The sequence below is a fragment of the Pedococcus bigeumensis genome, assembly GCF_006438965.1.
Lineage (GTDB): Bacteria > Actinomycetota > Actinomycetes > Actinomycetales > Dermatophilaceae > Pedococcus > Pedococcus bigeumensis_A.
In genome coordinates this window covers 1-21,396 of record NZ_RCZM01000004.1, presented here as the reverse complement: position 1 = coordinate 21,396, position 21,396 = coordinate 1, and the positions used below count along the sequence as shown (strand labels likewise).

The 21,396-nt window shown below is 68.5% G+C and carries 20 protein-coding genes and 2 pseudogenes; 14 read left to right on the top strand and 8 right to left on the bottom strand.

Going from position 1 to position 21,396, the window contains the following annotated elements; translation table 11 throughout:
* Positions 1–9: 9 nt before the first annotated feature.
* Positions 10–1,893 carry a translational GTPase TypA gene (gene typA / locus EAH86_RS11640; protein ID WP_140740888.1) on the bottom strand — a complete coding sequence of 628 codons (1,884 nt, stop codon included), beginning with the start codon at positions 1,891–1,893 and terminating at the stop codon, positions 10–12.
* Between the two features lie 123 nt (positions 1,894–2,016).
* Positions 2,017–2,451 carry a (deoxy)nucleoside triphosphate pyrophosphohydrolase gene (locus tag EAH86_RS11635; protein ID WP_140740885.1) on the bottom strand — a complete coding sequence of 145 codons (435 nt, stop codon included), beginning with the start codon at positions 2,449–2,451 and terminating at the stop codon, positions 2,017–2,019.
* 195 nt (positions 2,452–2,646) lie between these two features.
* Here EAH86_RS11635 and EAH86_RS11630 point away from each other — a divergent pair, with 195 nt between their 5' ends.
* The 8 genes from EAH86_RS11630 to EAH86_RS11595 all read left to right on the top strand — a co-directional run bounded on the left by EAH86_RS11630 (position 2,647) and on the right by EAH86_RS11595 (position 11,187).
* Positions 2,647–4,320: an ABC transporter substrate-binding protein gene (locus EAH86_RS11630; protein WP_140740883.1), complete on the top strand. Its 1,674-nt coding sequence runs from the start codon at positions 2,647–2,649 to the stop codon at positions 4,318–4,320.
* Positions 4,321–4,481: 161 nt separating this feature from the next.
* On the top strand, positions 4,482–5,492 hold the full coding sequence (locus EAH86_RS11625; protein ID WP_140740881.1) for an ABC transporter permease: 1,011 nt from the start codon (positions 4,482–4,484) through the stop codon (positions 5,490–5,492).
* On the top strand, positions 5,489–6,487 hold the full coding sequence (locus tag EAH86_RS11620) for an ABC transporter permease (protein WP_140740879.1): 999 nt from the start codon (positions 5,489–5,491) through the stop codon (positions 6,485–6,487). The genes EAH86_RS11625 and EAH86_RS11620 overlap by 4 nt, the downstream gene beginning before the upstream one ends.
* Before the next feature lie 6 nt (positions 6,488–6,493).
* On the top strand, positions 6,494–7,513 hold the full coding sequence (locus tag EAH86_RS11615; RefSeq protein ID WP_140740877.1) for an ABC transporter ATP-binding protein: 1,020 nt from the start codon (positions 6,494–6,496) through the stop codon (positions 7,511–7,513).
* On the top strand, positions 7,510–8,667 hold the full coding sequence (locus EAH86_RS11610) for an ABC transporter ATP-binding protein (protein ID WP_140740875.1): 1,158 nt from the start codon (positions 7,510–7,512) through the stop codon (positions 8,665–8,667). Before EAH86_RS11615 ends, EAH86_RS11610 begins: the two co-directional genes overlap by 4 nt.
* A 134-nt stretch (positions 8,668–8,801) precedes the next feature.
* Complete coding sequence (locus EAH86_RS11605; RefSeq protein ID WP_140740873.1) at positions 8,802–9,110, top strand: 4a-hydroxytetrahydrobiopterin dehydratase; 309 nt, start codon at positions 8,802–8,804, stop codon at positions 9,108–9,110.
* Positions 9,103–9,831, top strand: coding sequence for a VIT1/CCC1 transporter family protein (locus EAH86_RS11600; RefSeq protein WP_206665820.1), 729 nt, complete (start codon positions 9,103–9,105; stop codon positions 9,829–9,831). Before EAH86_RS11605 ends, EAH86_RS11600 begins: the two co-directional genes overlap by 8 nt.
* A gap of 78 nt (positions 9,832–9,909) precedes the next feature.
* Positions 9,910–11,187 (top strand): hemolysin family protein, encoded by a 1,278-nt coding sequence (locus EAH86_RS11595; protein ID WP_140740871.1) that lies wholly within the window; start codon positions 9,910–9,912, stop codon positions 11,185–11,187.
* A gap of 21 nt (positions 11,188–11,208) precedes the next feature.
* Here the strand turns inward: EAH86_RS11595 and EAH86_RS11590 are convergent, their stop codons facing one another.
* The 5 genes from EAH86_RS11590 to EAH86_RS11570 form a co-directional block, all read right to left on the bottom strand.
* Positions 11,209–11,451 carry a hypothetical protein gene (locus EAH86_RS11590; protein WP_140740868.1) on the bottom strand — a complete coding sequence of 81 codons (243 nt, stop codon included), beginning with the start codon at positions 11,449–11,451 and terminating at the stop codon, positions 11,209–11,211.
* Between the two features lie 70 nt (positions 11,452–11,521).
* Complete coding sequence (locus EAH86_RS11585; protein ID WP_140740866.1) at positions 11,522–12,145, bottom strand: TOPRIM nucleotidyl transferase/hydrolase domain-containing protein; 624 nt, start codon at positions 12,143–12,145, stop codon at positions 11,522–11,524.
* 48 nt (positions 12,146–12,193) lie between these two features.
* Positions 12,194–13,264, bottom strand: coding sequence for a GmrSD restriction endonuclease domain-containing protein (locus EAH86_RS11580; RefSeq protein ID WP_140740864.1), 1,071 nt, complete (start codon positions 13,262–13,264; stop codon positions 12,194–12,196).
* 160 nt (positions 13,265–13,424) lie between these two features.
* Positions 13,425–14,120 (bottom strand): hypothetical protein, encoded by a 696-nt coding sequence (locus EAH86_RS11575; protein WP_140740862.1) that lies wholly within the window; start codon positions 14,118–14,120, stop codon positions 13,425–13,427.
* A 343-nt stretch (positions 14,121–14,463) separates the two neighbouring features.
* On the bottom strand, positions 14,464–14,862 hold the full coding sequence (locus tag EAH86_RS11570; protein WP_140740860.1) for a response regulator transcription factor: 399 nt from the start codon (positions 14,860–14,862) through the stop codon (positions 14,464–14,466).
* Between the two features lie 172 nt (positions 14,863–15,034).
* On the opposite strand from EAH86_RS11570, the gene EAH86_RS11565 reads away from it, so the two are divergent.
* Together EAH86_RS11565 and EAH86_RS21030 are read left to right on the top strand one after the other, a co-directional pair.
* Positions 15,035–15,508 carry a hypothetical protein gene (locus tag EAH86_RS11565; protein WP_140740858.1) on the top strand — a complete coding sequence of 158 codons (474 nt, stop codon included), beginning with the start codon at positions 15,035–15,037 and terminating at the stop codon, positions 15,506–15,508.
* 315 nt (positions 15,509–15,823) lie between these two features.
* Positions 15,824–16,270, top strand: a pseudogene (locus EAH86_RS21030) (helix-turn-helix domain-containing protein); the annotation flags it as partial.
* A gap of 55 nt (positions 16,271–16,325) precedes the next feature.
* Here the strand turns inward: EAH86_RS21030 and EAH86_RS11555 are convergent.
* Positions 16,326–17,573: an IS256 family transposase gene (locus tag EAH86_RS11555; RefSeq protein ID WP_140740855.1), complete on the bottom strand. Its 1,248-nt coding sequence runs from the start codon at positions 17,571–17,573 to the stop codon at positions 16,326–16,328.
* Between the two features lie 129 nt (positions 17,574–17,702).
* Between EAH86_RS11555 and EAH86_RS11550 the strand changes: the two are divergent.
* From EAH86_RS11550 to EAH86_RS11535, 4 genes and pseudogenes are all read left to right on the top strand, one after another.
* Positions 17,703–18,494 (top strand): annotated as a pseudogene (locus EAH86_RS11550) (IS30 family transposase); the annotation flags it as partial.
* Between the two features lie 223 nt (positions 18,495–18,717).
* Entirely contained in the window at positions 18,718–19,545 is an 828-nt protein-coding gene (locus tag EAH86_RS11545; RefSeq protein WP_140740853.1) for a class I SAM-dependent methyltransferase, read from the top strand.
* 324 nt (positions 19,546–19,869) lie between these two features.
* A complete protein-coding gene (locus tag EAH86_RS11540) occupies positions 19,870–21,162 on the top strand; it encodes a threonine/serine ThrE exporter family protein (RefSeq protein WP_140740851.1) in 1,293 nt (430 codons plus the stop codon).
* A 57-nt stretch (positions 21,163–21,219) separates the two neighbouring features.
* On the top strand, positions 21,220–21,396 hold a 177-nt coding region (locus EAH86_RS11535), incomplete at its 3' end, for a helix-turn-helix domain-containing protein (protein WP_170212766.1).

Below are 21,396 nucleotides of genomic sequence, written 5' to 3'. Positions count from 1 at the left end.
CCGGCACGCTCAGGTGTTGCGGGCCCGGGCGGCGCTGCGGGCGCGGACGGTCTGGTCGAGCTCGACCTTGCGGATGCGGACGGCCTCGGGCGTCACCTCGACGCACTCGTCCTCGCGGCAGAACTCGAGCGACTGCTCGAGGCTCAGCTTGCGCGGCGGCACGATCTTCTCGAAGTTGTCCGAGGAGGAGGCGCGCACGTTGGTGAGCTTCTTCTCCTTGGTGATGTTGACGTCCATGTCGTCTGCGCGGGAGTTCTCGCCGATGATCATGCCCTCGTAGACCTCGGTGGTCGGGTCGACGAACAACGTCCCGCGCTCCTGCAGGTTGACCATGGCGTAGGCCGTGACGACACCAGTGCGGTCGGAGACGAGCGAGCCACTGGTGCGCGTCGTGATCGGGCCGAACCACGGCTCGTAGTCCTCGAACACGTGGTGCGCGATGCCGGTGCCGCGGGTCTCGGTCAGGAACAGCGTCCGGAAGCCGATCAGCCCACGCGACGGCACCAGGAACTCCATCCGGACCCAGCCGGTGCCGTGGTTGGTCATCTGCTCCATGCGGCCCTTGCGGGTGGCCAGGATCTGGGTGATCGGGCCGAGGAACTCCTCGGGGGTGTCGATCGTGAGGCGCTCGACCGGCTCGTGGGTCTTGCCGTCGACGTCGCGGGTGACCACCTGCGGCTTGCCGACGGTCAGCTCGTAGCCCTCGCGGCGCATCTGCTCGACGAGGATGGCCAGGGCGAGCTCTCCACGGCCCTGGACCTCCCAGGTGTCGGGGCGCTCGGTGTTGAGCACGCGCAGCGAGACGTTGCCCACGAGCTCCTTGTCGAGGCGGTCCTTGACCATGCGGGCGGTGACCTTGGAGCCGCGGACCCGGCCGACCATCGGGCCGGTGTTGGTGCCGATCGTCATGGAGATGGCGGGCTCGTCGACCGTGATGACGGGCAGCGGGATCGGGTTCTCGGCGTCCGCGAGGGTCTCGCCGATCATGATCTCGGGGATGCCCGCGATGGCGATGATGTCGCCGGGGCCGGCCGACTCGGCGGGCTTGCGCTCCAGCGCCTCGGTCATCAGCAGCTCGGTGATCTTGACCCGCTCGACGGTTCCGTCGACCTTGCACCAGGCGACGAACTGACCCTTGCGGATGGTGCCGTTGTGCACGCGCAGCAGGGCGAGGCGGCCGAGGAAGTTGGATGCGTCCAGGTTGGTGACGTGGGCCTGCAGCGGCGCCTCGTCGTCGTAGACCGGCGCAGGGATGGTGGACAGGATCGTCTCGAAGAGGGCCTCGAGGTCCTCGGCGTCCGGCAGGCCGCCGTTCTCCGGGCGGTTCATCGAGGCGCGGCCGTTCTTGGCCGAGGCGTAGACGATGGGGAACTCGATCTGGTGCTCATCGGCGTCGAGGTCCATGAACAGCTCGTAGACCTCGTCGACGACCTCGGCGATGCGGCTGTCGGGGCGGTCCACCTTGTTGATGCACAGTACGACGGGCATCTTGGCGGCGAGCGCCTTGCGCAGCACGAACCGGGTCTGCGGGAGCGGGCCCTCGGACGCGTCGACGAGCAGGACGACGCCGTCGACCATGCTCAGGCCGCGCTCGACCTCGCCACCGAAGTCGGCGTGGCCGGGGGTGTCGATGATGTTGATCGTGGCGCCGTCGGGCAGGCCCGCCTCGGCGGCCGCCTTGCCGGCGTAGTGGATCGCGGTGTTCTTCGCGAGGATCGTGATGCCCTTCTCGCGCTCCAGGTCACCGGAGTCCATCGCCCGCTCGTCGACGTGCTGGTGCTCGCCGAACGCACCGGCCTGCCAGAGCATCTTGTCGACCAGAGTGGTCTTTCCGTGGTCAACGTGGGCAACGATGGCGACATTGCGGATGTCATCGCGGGTCTTCATGGGCATGAGCACCATTGTCTCAGGCTTTTGAGCACGCGCTGACCATGCGAGCCTGCGCGCGTGAGCACCCCCACACGGGCGGGCCCAGGTGAGGTATGCCGCGTGGCCGGCCACGCGGCATACCTCCGCTCAGCGCAGCATCGGCGCGATCAGGTCGACGATGGGCAGGTCTGCGGGCAGCCACGGGATCTCGTGCAGCTCGTCGCGGCGAAGCCAGCGCAGCTGGTCGTGGTCCTCGATCGGCGCCGGCTCGCCGGCGGTCACCCTGGCCAGCCAGACGGTCATCGCGAAGGTGTCCCCGAGGGCCCACCGCCCCCCAGGTAGCGGTCCAGGCACCTTCTCCCCCAGCTCCACCTCGACACCGAGCTCCTCACGCACCTCACGGTGCAGGGCCTGCTCGTGAGTCTCACCCGGGTCGACCTTCCCGCCGGGGAACTCCCAGCCACCCGCGAGCGCCGGTGGTTCCGTGCGTCGGGCCGCGAGCAGGACGGTCGGGTGCGTCAGGTCGTCGACCAGGGCGGCGCCGACGACCTCTCGCAGGACATCGTGTGGTCTTTCGGGCATGTGTCTCACTTTTGTTAATTTCCGCGGCGTGCCGGTGCAGCGACCGCAGTTCTCGCTAGGGTCTGCCGACAACCGCCGAAGGTTTGCGCACGCCTGCTTTCTGCGACTGCACCACCCTGCACCACCAGCACCACCAGCACCACCCTTGGCGCCCGACCGGGTCGACCAAAGATCGCACATCAAGCGAGGTAATACATGAAGCTCACGCGGAAGGCGGCCCCGATCGCCTTGGCGACGACGCTGGCTCTCACGCTGGCGGCCTGTGCCCAGTCCGACCGATCCACCGACAACCCGTCAAGCGGCGGCGGTGACGTGAAGGACACCATCACCTTCGGTGCCGCTGGTGCACCGGAGCTCTTCGACCCCTTCTACGCCACTGACGGTGAGACCTTCCGGGTCACCCGCCAGATGATGGAAGGCCTCGTCGGCATCAAGGCCGGCACGGCCGACATCGAGCCGGAGCTGGCCCTCAGCTGGGAAGCCTCGGCCGACGGCAAGGAGTGGACCTTCAAGCTCCGCGACGGCGTCAAGTTCTGGGACGGCGAGGCGTTCAACGCCGCAGCCGTCTGCTACAACTTCGAGCGCATGTTCGACCAGAACGAGACCGCCGCTGGTGGCCCCGCTGGTTACTGGGCAGACGTGATGGGGTCGTTCAAGTCGGACGCCGCCAACGCGCTGTACCAGGGCTGCACGGCCAAGGACGACATGACCGCGGTCATCAAGATCAGCCGCCCCACGTCGAAGTTCCCGACCGCTCTGTCGCTGGACTCGTTCTCGATGCAGTCGCCCAAGGCACTCAAGGCTGGCGACGCCAACAACGTCACCAAGCAGGGCGAGGGCTTCGGTTACCCGGCCTACTCGAAGAACCCGGTCGGCACCGGCCCCTACAAGCTCGAGAAGTACGACGAGGCCAACAAGACGGTCACGCTCGTGCGCAACGACGCCTACTGGGGCGAGAAGGCCAAGACGGCCAAGCTCGTCTTCAAGATCATCCCTGACGAGAGCACCCGTCGCCAGGAGCTCGAGGCCGGCAGCATCGACGGCTACGACCTCCCGAACCCGGCCGACTGGAAGGGCCTGAAGGACTCGGGCAACGACGTCCTCGTGCGTCCCGCGTTCAACATCCTCTACATGGGCCTCAACCCGGCCAAGAACCCGAAGCTGAAGGACCTCAAGGTCCGTCAGGCTCTCTACTACGCCCTCAACCGGGACCAGCTGGTCAAGACCCAGCTGCCCGAGGGCGCAACGGTCGCGACCCAGTTCGTGCCGGACACCATCGCTGGCTACAACAAGGACCTCAAGCCGTACGCCTACGACCCGGCCAAGGCCAAGTCGCTGCTTGCGGAGGCCGGCGCCACGGGCATGACCCTGACGTTCGCCTACCCGTCCGAGGTGTCCCGTCCGTACATGCCGGACCCGCAGAAGATCTACGAGGCGCTCCGCAGTGACCTCGAGGCGGTCGGCATCAAGGTCAACGTGGTCACCAAGCCGTGGAACGGTGGCTACCTCGACACCGTCGACACCGGTGGTTTCGACGCGTGGTTGCTCGGCTGGACCGGTGACTACAACTCGCCCGACAACTTCATCGGCACCTTCTTCGGTGGCCTCAAGACCAACGACTTCCACACCAGTGCGACGTCGTACGGTGCGAAGCTCTCAGCTGACCTCGCGGCCGCTGACGCGATCGTGGACGAGGGCCAGCGCAAGGCTGCGTACGAGAAGCTCAACCAGGAGATCATGGAGCAGGACCTGCCGGGTCTGGCGATCAGCCACTCCCCGCCGGCCCTGGTCGTGAGCAAGAAGCTCAAGGGTCTCGTGGCCAGCCCGCTGACTGCCGAGACGTTCTCCTCGGTGACGGTGAGCAAGTGATCTGAGGCTGACCTCGGACAGCACTTCCTAAGACTGTGGCCGTCCCAGCAGAATCGCTGGGACGGCCACAGTCGTGTATGAAGGTCCGTCGAACCCGAACGACCGCCGTGCATGATCGACTGTCAGTGACGACAGTCGCCAGTGAAGGAGATTGAGCCCCCGTGCTGAGATTCATCCTGCGAAGGCTGCTGCAGATGGTGGGGGTGGTGTTCGTCCTGTCGCTGCTTGTCTTCCTGTGGCTGCGGTCACTCCCCGGCGGCACCGTGTCCGCCATCCTCGGCGAGAAGGCCACCCCTGCGCGGCGAGCCGCCCTCGAGAAGGCGCTGGGCCTCGACCAGCCCCTCTACGTGCAGTACTGGGAGTTCGCCAAGCGTGCGGCGACAGGCCAGTTCGGCTCGAGCACCGGCGTCCAGCCGGGCGTCGACGCCATGCAGGTCTTCATCCAGCGCTTCCCCGCGACGCTGGAGCTGAGCTTCTTCGCACTCCTGTTTGCGATCGCGCTCGGCATCCCGCTGGGCTACATGGCCGCCCGGCGGCGCGCGTCGTGGTTCGACAACCTCTCGGTGGTCGGCTCCCTCATCGGGGTGGCCGTGCCCGTCTTCTTCCTGGCCTTCCTGCTCAAGTACTTCTTCGCCATCAACCTGCACTGGCTGCCGGTGTCCGGACGCCAGGACTCGAGCATCGACGCCACCCGCGTCACGGACTTCTTCGTGCTCGACGGCATCCTGACCCGCGAGTGGGATGCGGCCTGGGATGCGCTCAAGCACCTGCTGCTCCCGAGCCTGGCCCTGGCCACGATCCCGTTCGCGGTGATCTTCCGCATCACCAGGGCCTCGGTCCTGGACGTGATGGACGAGGACTACGTGCGCACGGCCGAGTCCAAAGGCCTGACCAACAAGGTGATCCGCGGCCGACACATCCTGCGCAACGCCCTCCTCCCGGTGGTCACGACGATCGGCCTCCAGACCGGTGGCCTGCTCGTCGGCGCCGTGCTGACCGAGCGGGTGTTCTCGTGGGGCGGCATCGGCGAAGCCGTGGCCGTCGCGTTCACACGCCGTGACTATGCGGTGCTCCAGGTGTGCATCCTCATGGCGGCGATCACCTTCGTGATCGTCAACCTTCTCGTCGACATCGCGTATGCCGTGATCGACCCCCGAGTGCGGACGAGGTGACCCCGGTGCCCAACCCCTTGAACCCCAACGCCAAGAAGCAGCGAATCGACGACCTGGCTGCCCAGGCAGGTGGCGGCGCGGCTGTGCTCACCGTCGATGACGCCGGCCACATCGAGGAGAGCACCGGTGTCTCGCTCATCGCGAGCGCCTGGCGGCGGCTGCGGCGCAACCCGGTCTTCCTGCTCGGCGCCGGCATCACGCTCCTGTTCATCCTGCTGGCCATCTTCGCCCCGCTCATCGCCCCGCACGACCCCAGCAAGGGACTGCTGCTCGACCAGGTGCGTCCGCAGTCCAACCCGGTTCCGGGAGCGCAGCCCGGCTACCCCCTCGGAGCGGACACCTCCGGCCGGGACGTGCTGTCCCGGCTCATCGTGGGCAGCCGCCAGACCCTCATCGTCGGCGTCTTCGCCACCCTGTTCGGCCTCGCCGGCGGGCTGTCGCTCGGCATCCTCGCCGGTGCCTTCAGCGGCTGGGTGGACTCCCTGGTGATGCGCATCGTCGACGTGATGCTCTCGATCCCGTCGCTGCTGCTGGCCGTCTCCATCGCCGCCCTGGCGTCGCGGCCCAGCCAGTGGACCGTCATCATCGCCATCGCCACCGTGCAGGTGCCGATCTTCGCCCGGTTGCTGCGCGGCTCCATGCTGGCGCAGCGGTCCAGCGACCACGTCCTGGCAGCCAGGGCCCTGGGCGTCAAGAAGTCAGCCATCGTGTTCCGGCACATGCTGCCGAACTCGCTCGGCCCGGTCATCGTGCAGGCCACCCTGGTCATCGCCGGCGCCATCATCGATGCAGCGGCGCTGTCCTTCCTCGGCCTGGGCAACCCCGACGACCGCAAGCCGGAGTGGGGACAGATGCTGGGCAAGGCGCAGAACAACATCTTCGACAACCCTGCTCTCGCGGTCTGGCCGGCCCTGTGCATCATCACCGTGGCGCTCGGCTTCACCCTGATGGGTGAGTCGCTGCGCGAGGCCCTCGACCCCAAGAGCAGGAGATAGGGCGACATGACCGAGACCATCGAGAACGTCCAGACCCGCGGTCACAGCGAGGAACCCCTCCTGTCCGTGCGCGACCTGACGGTCACCTTCACCCGACAGGGTGAGGAGCCGTTCGTGGCCGTCGACGGAGTCAGCTTCGACGTCCGTCCGGGCCAGACCGTGGGCCTGGTCGGCGAGTCCGGCTGCGGCAAGTCGGTGACCTCGCTCGCCATCATGGGGCTGCTTCCCGATCGCGGTGTCCGCGTCGAGGGCGAGGTCCTCTACGGCGGCGCCAACCTGCTCACCCAGACCAAGGAGCAGATGCGGGACCGGCGTGGCCGCGACCTGGGCATGATCTTCCAGGACCCGCTGTCCTCGCTGAACCCAGTCGTGCCGATCGGCCTGCAGGTGACCGAGGTCCTCGAGCGCCACAAGGGGTTGTCGCGCAAGGCGGCCACGCCACTGGCTCGCGAGATGCTGGAGAAGGTCGGCATCCCCGACCCGACCCGCCGCCTCAAGGACTACCCCCACCAGCTGTCCGGAGGCATGCGCCAGCGTGCCCTGATCGCCATGGCGCTGGCTTGCGCACCTCGCCTGCTCATCGCCGACGAGCCGACGACCGCCCTCGACGTGACGATCCAGGCGCAGATCCTGGCGCTGCTCAAGGAGCTCGTCGAGGACACCGGCACCGCGCTCGTCATGATCACCCACGACCTCGGTGTCGTCGCCGGGCTCGTGGACCGGGTCAACGTGCTCTATGCCGGTCGCATCGTCGAGCGCGGCGACCGCCACCCGCTCTTCGCCGAACCCCGCCATCCGTACACGCACGGACTGCTCGCCTCGATCCCCCGCCTGGACGGGGCACGGGGAGAGCGCCTCACCCCCATCCCGGGTTCGGTGTCCGACAACCTGCCGTGGGCCAACGCGTGTGCGTTCGCCCCCCGGTGCTCGCAACCGATCGACGTCTGCGTGACCCGGACGCCCGAGTTCGTGGAGGACGGCTCACGTGCCCTCCGCTGCCACAACCCCGTGGAGGTGACCCGATGACCGTCAGCGACGAGATCCTGGTGGACGTCAAGGGAGTGAAGGTCCACTTCCCCATCCGCAAGGGCGTGATCTTCGACAAGACCGTCGGACACGTCTACGCCGTCGACGGCGTCGACATGCAGATCCGCAAGGGCGAGACCTACGGCCTGGTCGGCGAGTCCGGCTGCGGCAAGTCCACCCTGGGTCGCGCGATCCTCAACCTCGAGCCACCCACCGCAGGATCCGTGGAGTTCGACGGGGTCGACATCGCCTCGCTCAAGGGCGAGGAGCTGCGGCACAAGCGCCAGGACATCCAGATGGTGTTCCAGGACCCGATGGGCAGCCTGGACCCCCGGCAGACCGTCGAGTCCTTGCTGCTCGAGGGCATGAAGGCGCATGGGCTCACGAAGGACGCCAAGCAGGCGGCCACCCGGTTGCGCGACCTGCTCAAGGCCGTCGGACTCCCGGTGGCCGCGCTGAAGAAGTACCCGCACGAGTTCTCCGGTGGCCAGCGACAGCGCATCGGCATCGCCCGGGCCCTGTCTGTCAACCCCAAGCTCATCGTCGCCGACGAACCGGTCTCGGCCCTCGACGTGTCGGTCCAGGCGCAGGTCATCAACCTGCTCGAGGAGCTGCAGAACGAGTTCGGGCTGACCTACCTCGTGGTGGCGCACGACCTCGCCGTGGTGCGGCACATCAGCGACCGGATCGGGGTCATGTACCTCGGCGCCCTCGTCGAGGAGTCGGACGCAGAGGACCTCTACACCAAGCCGCTGCACCCCTACACCCGCGCACTGATGTCGGCGGTGCCGGTGCCCGACCCGATCATCGAGGACCGCCGCGAACGCATCCTGCTGACCGGCGACCTGCCCTCACCCGCCAACCCGCCCAAGGGCTGCCGCTTCCACACCCGCTGCCCCTGGAAGCAGGAGACGAAGTGCGACACCGAGCGCCCCGAGCTGCGGGTCCTCACCGTCGACGGTGTCCCGGCCAGCCACCGGGTGGCCTGCCACTTCGCCGAGCAGATCGCCTCAGGCGAGCTGAAGATGCACGCGGTCAAGGCCCAGCTCACCAGCCAGAGCGACCGCGGTGGCGACACCGACTTCATGGGCCCGGCCACCGTGACAGAGGCCATGAGTCACCCGACGCAGGGTAACTCGGGCGGCGGCTTCTGACGCCTGCTGCACCACAAGGACTCGGTATGCCGCGTGCGCAGCTGCGCACGCGGCATACCTGTGTGGCGTCGTGGGTGGTGAGGTGAGGTTGGGCTTCGGTGACATCGCCGGACTTCCTTGCCAGAGTGGGACGCATGAGCCGACTGCTGACCGACGAGGAGATCGAGCGCCAGCTGGGCGACCTGCCCGGGTGGACGCGCGACGGTGACGAGATCTCGGCGAGCTACGAGGCTCCCGACTTCCCCACCGCGATCCGGCTGGTGGACGAGGTCGCCATCGAGGCCGAGGACATGGGGCACCACCCGGACATCGACATCCGTTGGCGGACAGTGAAGTTCGTGCTGTCCACCCACTCCGAGGGTGGGCTGACCCAGCTGGACGTCGAGCTGGCCCACCGGGTGGCGCAGGCCTCGACACGGTTCGGGGCGACCACCGGTGGCTGAGGTGCGCCCGGCCGAGGTGGAGCCGCACGAAGGTGAGGTCCATGGGCAAGGCATCGGCGCGAGGCTCAACTGGCTGCGGGCCGGTGTCCTCGGAGCCAACGACGGCATCGTCTCCACGGCTGGGATCGTCATCGGGGTCGCGGCCGCGACCGTCGAACGCTCCACCATCGCCACTGCAGGCATCGCCGGTCTCGCCGCCGGCGCGATGAGCATGGCCGCGGGTGAGTACGTCTCGGTCAGCACGCAGCGCGACACCGAGCAGGCGCTGCTGGACAAGGAGCGAGGCGAGCTGCGGGACATGCCCGAGGCCGAGCTCGACGAGTTGACCCAGATCTACCAGGACAAGGGACTCACCGCCGACCTCGCCGCAGAGGTGGCCCGCCAGCTCACCGCCCACGACGCCCTGGGCGCGCACGCCGAGGCCGAGCTGGGCATCGACCCCGACCAGCTGACCAACCCGTGGCACGCGGCGTGGGCCTCGATGTCGGCCTTCACCCTCGGGGCGCTGCTGCCCCTGCTGGCGATCCTGCTGCCCCCGGCCAGCGCGCGCATCTGGGTCACTGCTGCGTCCGTGGTCATGGCCTTGGCGTTCACGGGGTGGGGCAGCGCTCGGCTCGGCAAGGCTCCGGTGCGACCCGCGGTGCTTCGCAACGTGGCAGGCGGGGTGCTGGCGATGCTGGTGACGTACGGCATCGGCGCGCTGGTGGGCACCCAGGTCTGACCGCACCGGAACTTGGGTGGTGGCCGGGACGTTGCCACGACTCATGCCCCTCCCCAAGGACCGGTGATCCACCCAGCCATGTCCGGCTATTGGCTCGACATTGCCCTCGTCGGAGCACTCGTGCTCCTCAACGCCGTCTTCGCGGGAAGCGAGATGGCCTTGGTCTCCCTCCGCGAAGGGCAGCTGCGCCAGCTCGATCGTGCCGGCGGCGCGCGCGGCCAGCGGCTGGTGCGGCTCGCCCGCGACCCCAACCGCTTCCTCGCGACGATCCAGATCGGCATCACGCTTGCGGGGTTCCTCGCGTCCGCGACCGCAGCCGTGTCGCTGGCCGAACCTCTCGTGCCACGACTGGCGTTCCTCGGGTCCGCAGCCGAGCCGGTGGTCGTTGCCGCAGTGACCCTCGTGCTGGCCTTCTTCACCCTCGTGCTCGGTGAGCTCGCACCAAAGCGGCTCGCGATGCAGCTGGCGCTGCCCTGGGCGCTGGCCGTCGCGCGGCCTCTCGACCTCCTCTCGACCCTCTCCCGGCCGGCCGTGGCGGTGCTGAGCGCGTCCACCGACCTGGTCGTGCGGCTGCTCGGCGGACGGTCCGAGACGACCCCGGAGGACATCTCGGCCGAGGAGCTGCGCGACCTCGTCACCAGCAACCCCGGTCTGGACGCCGAGCAGCGGGACATCATCAGCGGTGCCCTCGACCTGCACGAGCGCCTGGTACGCCACGTCCTCGTGCCACGAGGGTCGGTGTTCTCGCTGCCCAGCGACCTGCCCGTCGCGCAGGCGCGAGCGGCGATGGCCTCAGCCGGCCACTCCCGGGTGCCCGTCACCGTGGGGCACCACCTCGACCGCGTCCTCGGGGTCGTGCACTGGGGGACGGTGGTCGACGGTGACGACGAGCTGGTCGGCACCCGGGTCCAGCCCGCCCTCATGCTGCCCGACACGGTGCGGTTGTCCGAGGCCTTGCGACGGTTCCGTGAGGAGCGCCAACAGATGGCCATCGTCGTCGACGAGCACGGCTCGGTCGACGGGATCGTGACGCTGGAGGACCTACTCGAGGAGATCGTGGGCGAGATCTGGGACGAGACCGACCCCGACCTTGCCGCGGCGAAGCGGACGGCCGACGGCACCCTGACCCTTCCGGGCACCTTCCCCGTCCACGACCTCACCGACCTCGACGTCGACCTAGGCCTGTCCGCCTCCGCCGACTACTCGACGGTCGCGGGCCTGGTGCTCAAGGTGCTCGGTCGGGTGCCAGAGCGGCCCGGCGACGTCGTGGAGGTGGGCAGCTGGACGATCGAGGTCGCGGCCGTCGCGCGCCACGCGGTGACCGAGGTGCACGTTCGGCCGTCAACCACGGGGTGAGCACGCGGCATACCTCGGCAGTCACACGTGGTGCTTGCCCGTCGCGACCGCACCGATGACCGCATCGGCGACCGCGGCGACCTTGGCCTGGGCCGGCGCGTGCGTCGCGCCGAGGGCGCTGCCCGCACCGGTGACGGGGATGGACAGGGCGGCCAGGACAAGGGCGGCGGCGGCGAGCCGGTGGCCGCGCTGACCTCGCGACGGGGCGCCCGGAGCGGCGAACGAGGCGGACAAGGGGCGGAGGGCGGCGGCGGTGGTGGTCATGACTCCACCGTGGCGGTGGGCGCTCAACCGTCGGCATGCCGCCGCTGTGGGGATGCTGTGGACGTGAACCTCAGGGGTCGGGTGTGCCTCTTCGGAGCTCCTCGAAGGTGGGCCCGGGTCGGGAGATGGCGTCGAGCAGGCCCGCGAGCGGCTTCGGGAGGGCATCCAGGTCGAGGGCCTGCGCCATCGCGGCCGCCATCAGCTCCTTGCGACCCGACGCGGCGCCGGCGAACCGGTGGACCTGTTCGTGGAAGGTCCCCGACACCCAGGCCGGTTGCTGGGTGAGCATCGAGAACCGCTGGGTCAGGCCGAGCCCCTCCAGCACGTCGCGGATCCCCTGCTCGCCCAGGTCTCGCATCAGCTCGTCCTCGAGGTCGCGCTCGCAGACCTGGAAGCCCCACCACCGCAGCTCGTCGGCCGACTCGACGGCGCACCCGACTCGGCGCAGGGCGCGGACGAAGTAGGGCGCTTCAGGCGCGTCGCACATGCCCAGCACGCGGGGGCTGGCATCGGCCTCGGCCGACGCGAGCAGGTGGCGGCGGATGTTCGTGGCGCCATGCATGTCGACCAGGTGGACTCCCTGCGCAGCCAGGCTGACTCCGGCGCGGGTAGCCACCACGCGCAGCGCCGCGACGTCGCTGGCTCCCTCGAGCAGGACCCACACGCGACAACCCGGGGGCACCGAGACGGTCATGGCCCCAATCTGCCAGAACCCGCCGCGAGGCCGGCCGCCTTTTCCTGCCTACCGTTCGCAGGCGAGCCCGTCGTGGTCGCGGTCCTGGTACCAGTCGTACTCGGGATCTGCGCCGCGTCGGTAGGGGCCGTAGCCGGCGGCGTTGGCCTCGCGGCAGGTACCGAACCGGGGGTCGGTGCCGCTCGAGGTGGAGGGCTTGGGGGTCGTGGGCGCTGGCTGGGTGGGGGTCGTGGCGGCCTGCTCGCGACCCCCACCGAGGGCGATCACGCCGGCTTTGGGAAGTGCCTGACCCGGGCATGCGGTGAGCACCCGCACCATCGCGTCCCGCTCGGCGGCAGTGACCGACAGCCCGTAGCGGTGCTTCACGGCGATCTGCCTGGCGACGTAGGCACAGCGACCCGCCTTGCGCGGCGGCAGCCAGGTGGCTGCGTCTCCGTCGCCCTTGCGCAGGTTGGTGGGCCCGTCGACCGCCAGCAGGTTGAGCGGGTCGTTGGCGAACGCGGTCCGCTGGGTCTGCGACATCCGCTGGGCGCCCTTCTGCCACGCGTCGGAGAGGGCCACGACGTGGTCGATCTGGACGGCGTTCGACGTGGCCGGCCCGCGGACGAAGCTGATCCTGGTGCCCGTGTAGGGGTCGTCGAGGGTCCCCTTGAGGACGAGGCAGCCGTGCGTGCCTGACTTGAGGGTGTAGCGGGTCAGGTCGCGCCGCAGGATGTCGTTGCGGGTGTCGCAGCCGTTGCGGTCGACGTCGGCCCAGGCCTGGCCGAAGAGGGCGCGGTCGTAGCCCGTCTTGGGCGCACGACCCTTGATGGTGAGCGTCGCCAAGGTGGTGACTGCGGTGCCGGGGCGGATCGGCGGGGTGGGGTTGGGCGTGGGCGCCGGTTGCCTCGTGGTGGCGGTCGCGCCGGGGCTTGGCACCAGAGTGGTCGACGGGCCGGAGGTTGCCGAGTGCGAGGGGGACTCCGGGGCTTTCGCGCCGGCGGTGGACGTCGCGGTGGAGGTCGTGGGTGACGCGTGGTCGACAGGGTCGGCGTTCGCCGGGACGCAGCCCGCCACGGTCATGACCACCAGCAAGGACCCGGCGACAGCGGGCCAGTGGAGGTCGGGACAGCGGATCATGAGGCGGGACAGGCACTTTCACTCGGCGACGCGGCCACGCTAGGGCGGCATCGGCTCGGTGTTCACCGAACCGGACAACCCCGCCCAAACAGACGACCCCGGGCTCGCCCGTCCCGCGCAGGCGGCTCTCCCGGCGTGTTGAGCGCCTCGGATGCGCCTGCTACTTGAGCAGGCTGACCCCGCGCGAGATGACCAGGACCGACAGCATCAGCGCTGAGATGGACTCGAGCGCCATCAGCATCTTGGCGCGCGGCGAGAGTGGCATGGTGTCGGTCGGGCTGAAGGCCGACGAGTTCGTCACCGAGACGTAGAGGTAGTCGACGAACCCCGGCACCCACCCCGACTTGGCCGCTGAGCGGGCGGCCACCTCGAAGATCGCGTCGTGATCCTCGTCCTGGGGGAAGCGGAAGTCGGCGACCGGGAGGCCGGGGCGTGCGGTCTGCGTGCGCTTGACCGGACCACCGCGGTCGAGCTCCCAGAAGGCGAGGGCGAACACCAGGACGTTGGTCAGCCACACCTGGCCGGCGGCGAGCAGCAGGCCAGGTCCGTCCTCGGCGCCACCGCTCACCAGGGCTCGGACGAGCAGGACCAAGGAGGCTGCGTTCGCCACGGCGATCAGCAGCACCAGCGAGATCGACACCCTCCGCAGCCAGCGGTTGTCCCGAGTCATCCGGCGGGGGTTGGCCGCCACCAGAGGGATGAACAGGACCGCCTCGAGAAAGGGCACGGCAAGGCGTGGGCCGAGCACCAGTCCCGCAGGCAAAGCTGCGTAGAGGCTGATGGCTACGAGGACTGCCAGCGCCGCCGGGAGACGGACCTCCCCGGGGTGCTGCTTGCGGTGGATCTGTGTGCTCACCTGCTTGGTCTACTGCCCAAACCCGCCGAGCACCGGCTGCCACACCGAAAGCATCCGGGCGAGATGTCGACCCGCGACGCTGCTGACCAGCGATGATGGCCGCCCATCGGCCGACCGGGGGACGTCTGAGGTGCCTGCCTACGGCGAGGCGCCCACGCCTTCCCCCGATCCCCTCCGGCGTGGGGCGCCTCTACCCACCGCCAAGGATGCCCCCCTCCCGACCAGCCGGCAATGACCACTACTAGGCATGTACGCCATCCAGAAGTAGTGGGACGATTCGTGCCACGTGCGTCCCCTCCCCATCCCCCTGGTCGAGGGGGCGCACTACGAGGTCGCGCGACGTTCAGTGCTCCTCAGCACTCGGCGTCTCGAAGCGCCTGGCCTTGGCTGTCAGCGCATTGACACGACTGACCAGCTCGCGCCCCCGAAACGGCTTGACCATGTAGTCGTCGGCGCCCACCGTGAATGCCTGGTCGATGTCGGCCTCCTGGGCTTTGGACGTGAGCATCAACACCGCGATGGTCTTCCCCCGAGGGTCCGCACGCATGGCCCGGCAGACCTCGAGGCCGGTCAGCCCGGGCATCATCCAGTCCAGGACCACCAGATCCGGTTGCTGTGTCAGCGCGGCGGCCAGTCCTGACTCGCCGTTGTTCTCGGCCACTACGCCGTAGCCGGCGCGACTCAGGAGGCTGACGACAAGCTCTTGGATATCCAGATCGTCCTCGACAACGAGAACCTTCATCGTCGCCCTCTCCCGAGCTGCTCGTCTCACGCCGGCCGGCCAAGTCTGGCCGGCTGTCGTTCCATCAGCGTACGCGCGAGACTGCCGCTCGTGGCGGAGGCAGGCACGCCCCGATCAACAAGCTGGGCGTGGCCGGTTGCCGATTCGATCTTCGTCGGGCAGTCTCACCTGCGTGGACCGCCCCGAATTCGTGCGACTCAGGGCCGGGCTGACGACCAACCTGCCGCCGGCGTCCGGCGCACTCATCGACGCTGCTGCGTCCAGGCTCCGTCAACGACTGGTGTCGAGCGTCATGTTCGCCCAGGTCGAGGTGGAGGTCACGGAGGACCCCGAGCGGCTGCTGATCGCCTTGGTCCGCTACCGTCCCGGCACCCCCGAGCGTCAGGTGTCCAGCTTCCTCGAGGCGGTGTGGATCTCGGAGCTGCGTCTCCCCGGTCTGGATGTGTTCAACTTCCTCGCCGAGGACGGTCACGTCGAGCTCGAGTCCGTCACCGGAGACCAGTCGTCCGGCTACTTCATCAGCCTGCACTTGGTCGCGACTGAAGGCAGCGCCGAAGATTTCGAGAACAGTGCCGCAGACTACGAGACCCCACCTCCCGTCACGACCGATGCCCCGCCCACCAAGAAGCGGTGGCTTCGCCGCTAGGCGTGTGTCAGACGTTGAAGCGGAACGTTGACGCGCTCTTCGAAGCATTGCGGTCCTTCGGCGTACATGGGCTCTGACCTGCACAAACAGTGCCGATCGGCCTCGAGTCCACTGTGGACGATCCCGGTTGATTCCGGTGCTGGTGAGGGCAGATTGAGGGCAGAGCGTTCCTCCGCCCCGACCTGTCTTGAAAGGCACAACCCGGCTCGACTCACTTGTTGTCAACGACGGCTGAAATCGGACCCTTTCGCGACGGGGTGGTTTCCAGCGACGGTCGCAACACTTCCGACATTCTTGGAGGTCGTGTTGACATCTATGCGTCGTGTGAAGAAGGGGCCGGGGCGGCGCCCACAGTCGGCCAAGCGGCAGCCGTTCATGGAACTCCGGGCGCGCGGGTGGAGCATCCGGGCGGCGGCTCGGGAGGTTGGCGCTTCGCGCACTGCGGGCAACAACTGGGCGCGTGGCTACAAGACGTACCGCAACGGTGTTCTCGTTGGGTTCGTGCCCGCGCTGGACCGGCTCGCTGTTCGCGAGGTCAGTGCGCGTTTCTTGTCCGAGGATGAGCGGATCGAGATCGCCGACCTGCGACGTGCAGGGCTGAGCATCCGTCAGATCGCGCACCGGCTCGGTCGGGCGCCCTCGACGATCTCGCGCGAGCTGCGCCGCAACGCGACCGGCCGCGGTGGTTACCGGCCGTTCGAGGCTCACCGTAGGGCGACCGCCCGGCGTGCCCGCCATCACCGGCGCCGCCTGGAGACCAACCAGGGGTCAAGTCCGCTGAGGTGGTGTACGAGGTTTGATCCCTCGTCGTTGTTGTTCAGGCCGTGATGGCCTGCAGGGTCAGTTGGTCGGTCACCTCCTGCTCGCTGGGGTGGGTGACGGCTTGCGACCGGGCGAGGACGTCGAGTCCGAGGTAGCGGCGGCCTTCGGCCCATTCGTCGTGTTGTTCGGCCAGGACGGCGCCGACCAGGCGGATGATCGCGTTGCGGTCGGGGAAGATGCCAACGACGTCGGTGCGGCGACGAATCTCTCGATTGAGCCGCTCGTTCGGGTTGTTGGACCAGATCTGGCGCCAGATCTCCTTGGGAAACGCGGTGAACGCCAGGATGTCGGCGCGGGCCGCCTGGAGGTGCTCGGCGACCGCGGGAAGCTTGCCGCTCAGGGCGTCGACGACGCGGTCGAACTGGGCGTGCACCGCGTCGGTGTCGGGCTGGTCGTAGATCGAGTGCAGCAGCGCCTTGACCCATCCCCAGGAGCTCTTCGGGGTGGTCGACATCAGGTTCGCCGCGTAGTGAGTCCTGCACCGTTGCCACCCAGCTCCTGGCAGCGTCGCCGTGATCGCCGCGACGAGCCCTGCGTGGGCGTCGGAGGTGACCAGCTTGACCCCACCCAGGCCGCGGGCGACCAGGTCGCGGAAGAAGCCCAGCCAGCCGGCTCCGTCCTCGGCCGTGGTGACGTGCAGGCCCAGGATCTCGCGGTGCCCGTCGGCGTTGACGCCGGTGGCCACCAGGGCGTGCACCCCGACGACGCGGCCGCCTTCGCGGACCTTGAGCACCAACGCGTCGGCCGCCAGGAAGGTGAACGATCCGGCGTCCTCCAGCCGACGGGTGCGGAACTGCTCGACGTGGCCGTCGAGGTCCTTGGCCATCTCCGACACCTGCGACTTGGACAGCGTCGTGATTCCCAACGACTGGACCAGCTTGTCCATCCGCCGGGTGGAGACCCCGAGCAGGTAGCAGGTCGCCACCACCGATGTCAGGGCCCGTTCGGCACGCTTGCGCCGCTCCAGCAGCCACTCCGGGAAGTACGTTCCGGTCCGCAGTTTCGGCACGGCCAGGTCCAGGGTGCCGGTCCGGGTATCGAACTCCCGAGCCCGGTACCCGTTGCGCCGGTTGGTCCGCTCCGGGCTGACCTGCCCGTACGCGGCGCCGCACACGGCGTCGGCCTCGGCCGACATCAGCGTGTTCACGAACGTGGTCAACAGCTCACGCAACAGGTCCGGCGACGCCTGGGCGAGCTGCTCTTCGAGGAGCCGGGATGGGTCGATACTTGGCGGGACGGTCATCGTGGTGTCCTTCTTCGAGTCGGTTGTGAGAGATCACTCGAAGGATCACCCGATGACCGTCACCTACTTCCGCAGCGACACGCCACCGGGATCCGTACACCACTCTCGCGGACGCCACTCAACCAGGAGCTGCGAGATGTCGTGGCCCACCTGCTGGCGCAGCGGTGGAGCCCGCAGCAGATCAGCCGGTACCTGAGGGGCCGATTTCCACACGACTCGTCGATGCGGTTGTGCCACGAGAGCATCTATCAGGCCGTCTACCAGCCCGGATCAGTGCTGTTCCGCCCATCACGGTTGGCCCCGCATCACCGTTCGCCCCTGCGCACCGGCCGCGATCACCGGCGTGCGCATCAACGGGTCGAGCGGCGTCGCCCGAGGTTCGAGCAGCCAATGCTCACGATCCATCAGCGCCCGTTCCTGCCCGAGGACCGTTCCGAGGCCGGGCACTGGGAGGGCGACCTCATCATTGGCAAGGACCAGCGCTCGGCGATCGGCACGCTCGTGGAGCGAAAGACGCGCCTCGTCCGGTTGCTGCATCTGCCCCAGCGCGACGGCGACAGCCTCCACGATGCGTTGAAGCACCGAATGGGTGATCTGCCGGCTCACCTACTGCAGTCGATCACCTGGGACCAGGGCACGGAGATGGCCCGTCACCTCACCATCGCCAAATCTCTCGGTGCGCCGGTCTACTTCTGCGACAGCCACTCGCCCTGGCAGCGGGGCTCCAACGAGAACACGAACGGGCTGCTGCGCGACTATTTCCCGAAGGGAACCGACCTGAGCACGCACTCCCCGAACCATCTGCTGGCCGTCGAGAACGAGCTCAACCATCGGCCCAGACTCGTCCTGAACAACTGCGCACCGGCTGACCTTTTCGCTCCGCTGCTAGCCTCCCAGGGCCAGTCCATGTTGCGACGTTGACTAGAACCCACCCCGTCGATAAGTGATCAGTCTTCACCCGTCGCTGACACTTGTGACGGCTGATACGCCGAAGGTGCTGCATACCGCCCAGAAAGGGCGCGTCCGCGGAGCCGCTGATTCGGCTCAGATTGGCTGCGCCGCCTGCCGTGCGGCTCTTCCCTTTACCGGCCGTTTGAGGGCTCGCACCAGTGTTAGGTTGCGAGGTAACTCTTAGGGAGCACAGATGTCCGACGTCGTCCCAGCGGGAACCATCGGCCCCATGTCCACACCCGGTGCCATCGACTGGGGCTTGGGCGAGTACGAGCGGTCGGCCTCAGCGCTTGTGCCGGCCGCGAAGGCCTTGGTCGCAGCGGCCCATCTCGTACCGGGAGAGCGCGTCCTCGACCTAGGCTGTGGGACTGGAACCGTGGCGCTGATGGCGGCCCGCGCTGGCGCGGTCACGCTAGCGGTGGACCCGGCGGCCCGCCTCCTTCAGGTCGCCCGCACTCAAGCTGCGGACGAGCGGCTGGACATCGAGTTCCTTTCCGGGGAGGCCGCGTCGCTGCCGTTACCCGAAGGTGCCGTCAACGCCGTGCTGTCGAACTTCGGTGTGATCTTCTGTCCCGATCCCGTTGCCGCGGCCAAGGAGATGGTCCGGGTGCTGGCGCCAGAAGGGCGAATCACCTTCACTGCGTGGCTGCCGGGCGGAGCGATCGGCCAGATGAACCAGGCCGCGGGGGCGATGGTCCGCGCGGCGTTGGGCGCCCCGGCACCGCCGCCGCCCTTCGCGTGGCACGACAGCACGGCGCTCGCGACGCTCTTCGCGACCCACGACATGACCGTCACGACCGAACCGCACGAGCTCGCGTTCACAGCGCCGTCGCCAGAGGCCTACATGGAGAGCGCCAGCACGCACCCCATGGCCGTGATGGGGATCGGGGTTCTTCATCGATTAGGCCAGGGCGAGTTGGCCCGCGCCCGGATGCTGAAGATCCTCGAAGACGGCAACGAATCCCCAGACGCCTTCATGAGCACTGGCCGCTTCGTCGTGGTCACCGCCGTGCGGGGCTGAGCCTCCCAGCTCACATACCGGAGATGGCCGTCCTCTGTGAATCTCGATTTAGCAGCCGCCGGGCATGTTCGAATGCCGGCTGCGCGAATTGGTGCGTGACCCCTTTTCGCCGCTTGCACCGCGTTGATGCTGGGTGGTCGTCTGCCTTGACATGATGACGAGCATGACGGGACACCTGGCAGCGGATAGCTATGAGGACTCGCATGGAAAGGCGCAGACGCAAGCACATGCAGAAGCGGCCGACTCCGGGTATCGAACCGCGCGGGTATTACCAGGACCGGCAGGCCTGTCCCAGTCACGCCTGTCCGCGCGCGCTGAGCCGTGATGCCCCCATCCAGTACCGCTGACGACGCCCACGCAACCGAGACCCGCGCGCTGCTGGCCCACCTCGGCACCGCCATGATCGCGACCGGACAACCGGCGCAGGAGATCGAAGAGGAGCTCGCCGAGGTCGGCCTCCAACTGGGCTACCCCGACATTCAGACAGCAGTCGGTCCCACGGGCCTAATCGTCACCCTCACCGAAGGGGGTCCCTCAACGTATCGGTCGGCTCCACCCGGTATGCGCCTCCACCAGTCCGCGAGCGTACGCCGAATCCGCTACCAACTGATCCGGGGCGAGCTCGCGCCCGGCGCCGCCCGCGAGCAGCTCGCGGCGGTTGCGCGTCGCGGTGTCGGGCACCCGCAGTGGTTGGTCGCCCTGGCCTGGCCAGTGCTCGCCGTCGGTATTGCACTGATCCTGCAACCCGGCTGGGCCAACATCGCCGCGGCCGCGGTGGGGGCAGTCATCGTGTTCATGCTCGTCCAGCTAGCGGAGCGGTACCAATTGGTGAAGGCGCTGCTGCCGACACTTGCCGCCTTCGTGGTCTCCCTGGCCGTCTTCGGCGCCGCCAACGCAGGACTGCTGGAGGGTCCCTTGCGCACCGTCCTGCCGCCACTGGCGGTCCTGCTCCCCGGCGCGCTGGTCGTCAACGGCATGTCAGAGCTCGCCGCCGGACACATGCAGGCTGGGTCGGCCAGGCTCACCTACGGCCTGGTACAGCTTGGGTTGTTCGCGCTGGGACTGCTCATGGCTACCGCCCTGCTGCGGGTGCCAGCCGCGACCCTGACCAACCTGCGGGTCGACGAGATCGGGTGGAGCGGTGCGCCTGTCGGCCTGCTGCTCATCGGGTTAAGCATCTGCCTGATGGAGGGCGTGCCGCTGCGGATGCAGGGCTGGGTCCTGCTCGTGCTGAGCCTGGCCTTCGGCGCCCAGGTCGCCGGGCAACAGCTCGGCTCGATCGGCCTTGGCGGCTTCCTCGGGGCGATCGCGGCCAGCCTCGGGGCGAGCGTGGTAGAGCTCCGACGACCGCAGCTGGCACGCCTTGTGCTCTTCCTGCCGGCGTTCTGGCTGCTCGTGCCCGGAAGCCTAGGCCTCGTGGGTGTGACCGAACTCGCGGCGGGTCGCGAGTCGGCCACCGACGTCGCCCTGGGCGTGCTCGGGGTCGTCATCGCCATCTCTCTCGGCCTGCTGGTGGGCTCCTCCCTCGGCAGCTCCCTGCGCGGGCGGCTAGCTGTGATGTCCAGGCACGTTGGTCGAGATTGTGTGACGACACGGTCTGAGGTGGTGGATGGGTGAAGACCTCCCGGTGTGAAGTGGAGCTGTCTAAGAAACCGCTTCACCCAGGAGGTCTTCATGTCCCACGCTACCCACTCGAACGCTGCTCTGACTCCACGTGCCCGGTTGCGGCTGGCCCGCTTGATCGTTGACCATGGTTGGCCACCGGCACGAGCGGCCGAACGCTATGACGTGTCCTGGAAGACGGCAGCGAAATGGGCGGCCAGGTACCGCGACGAAGGGGTGGCCGGGATG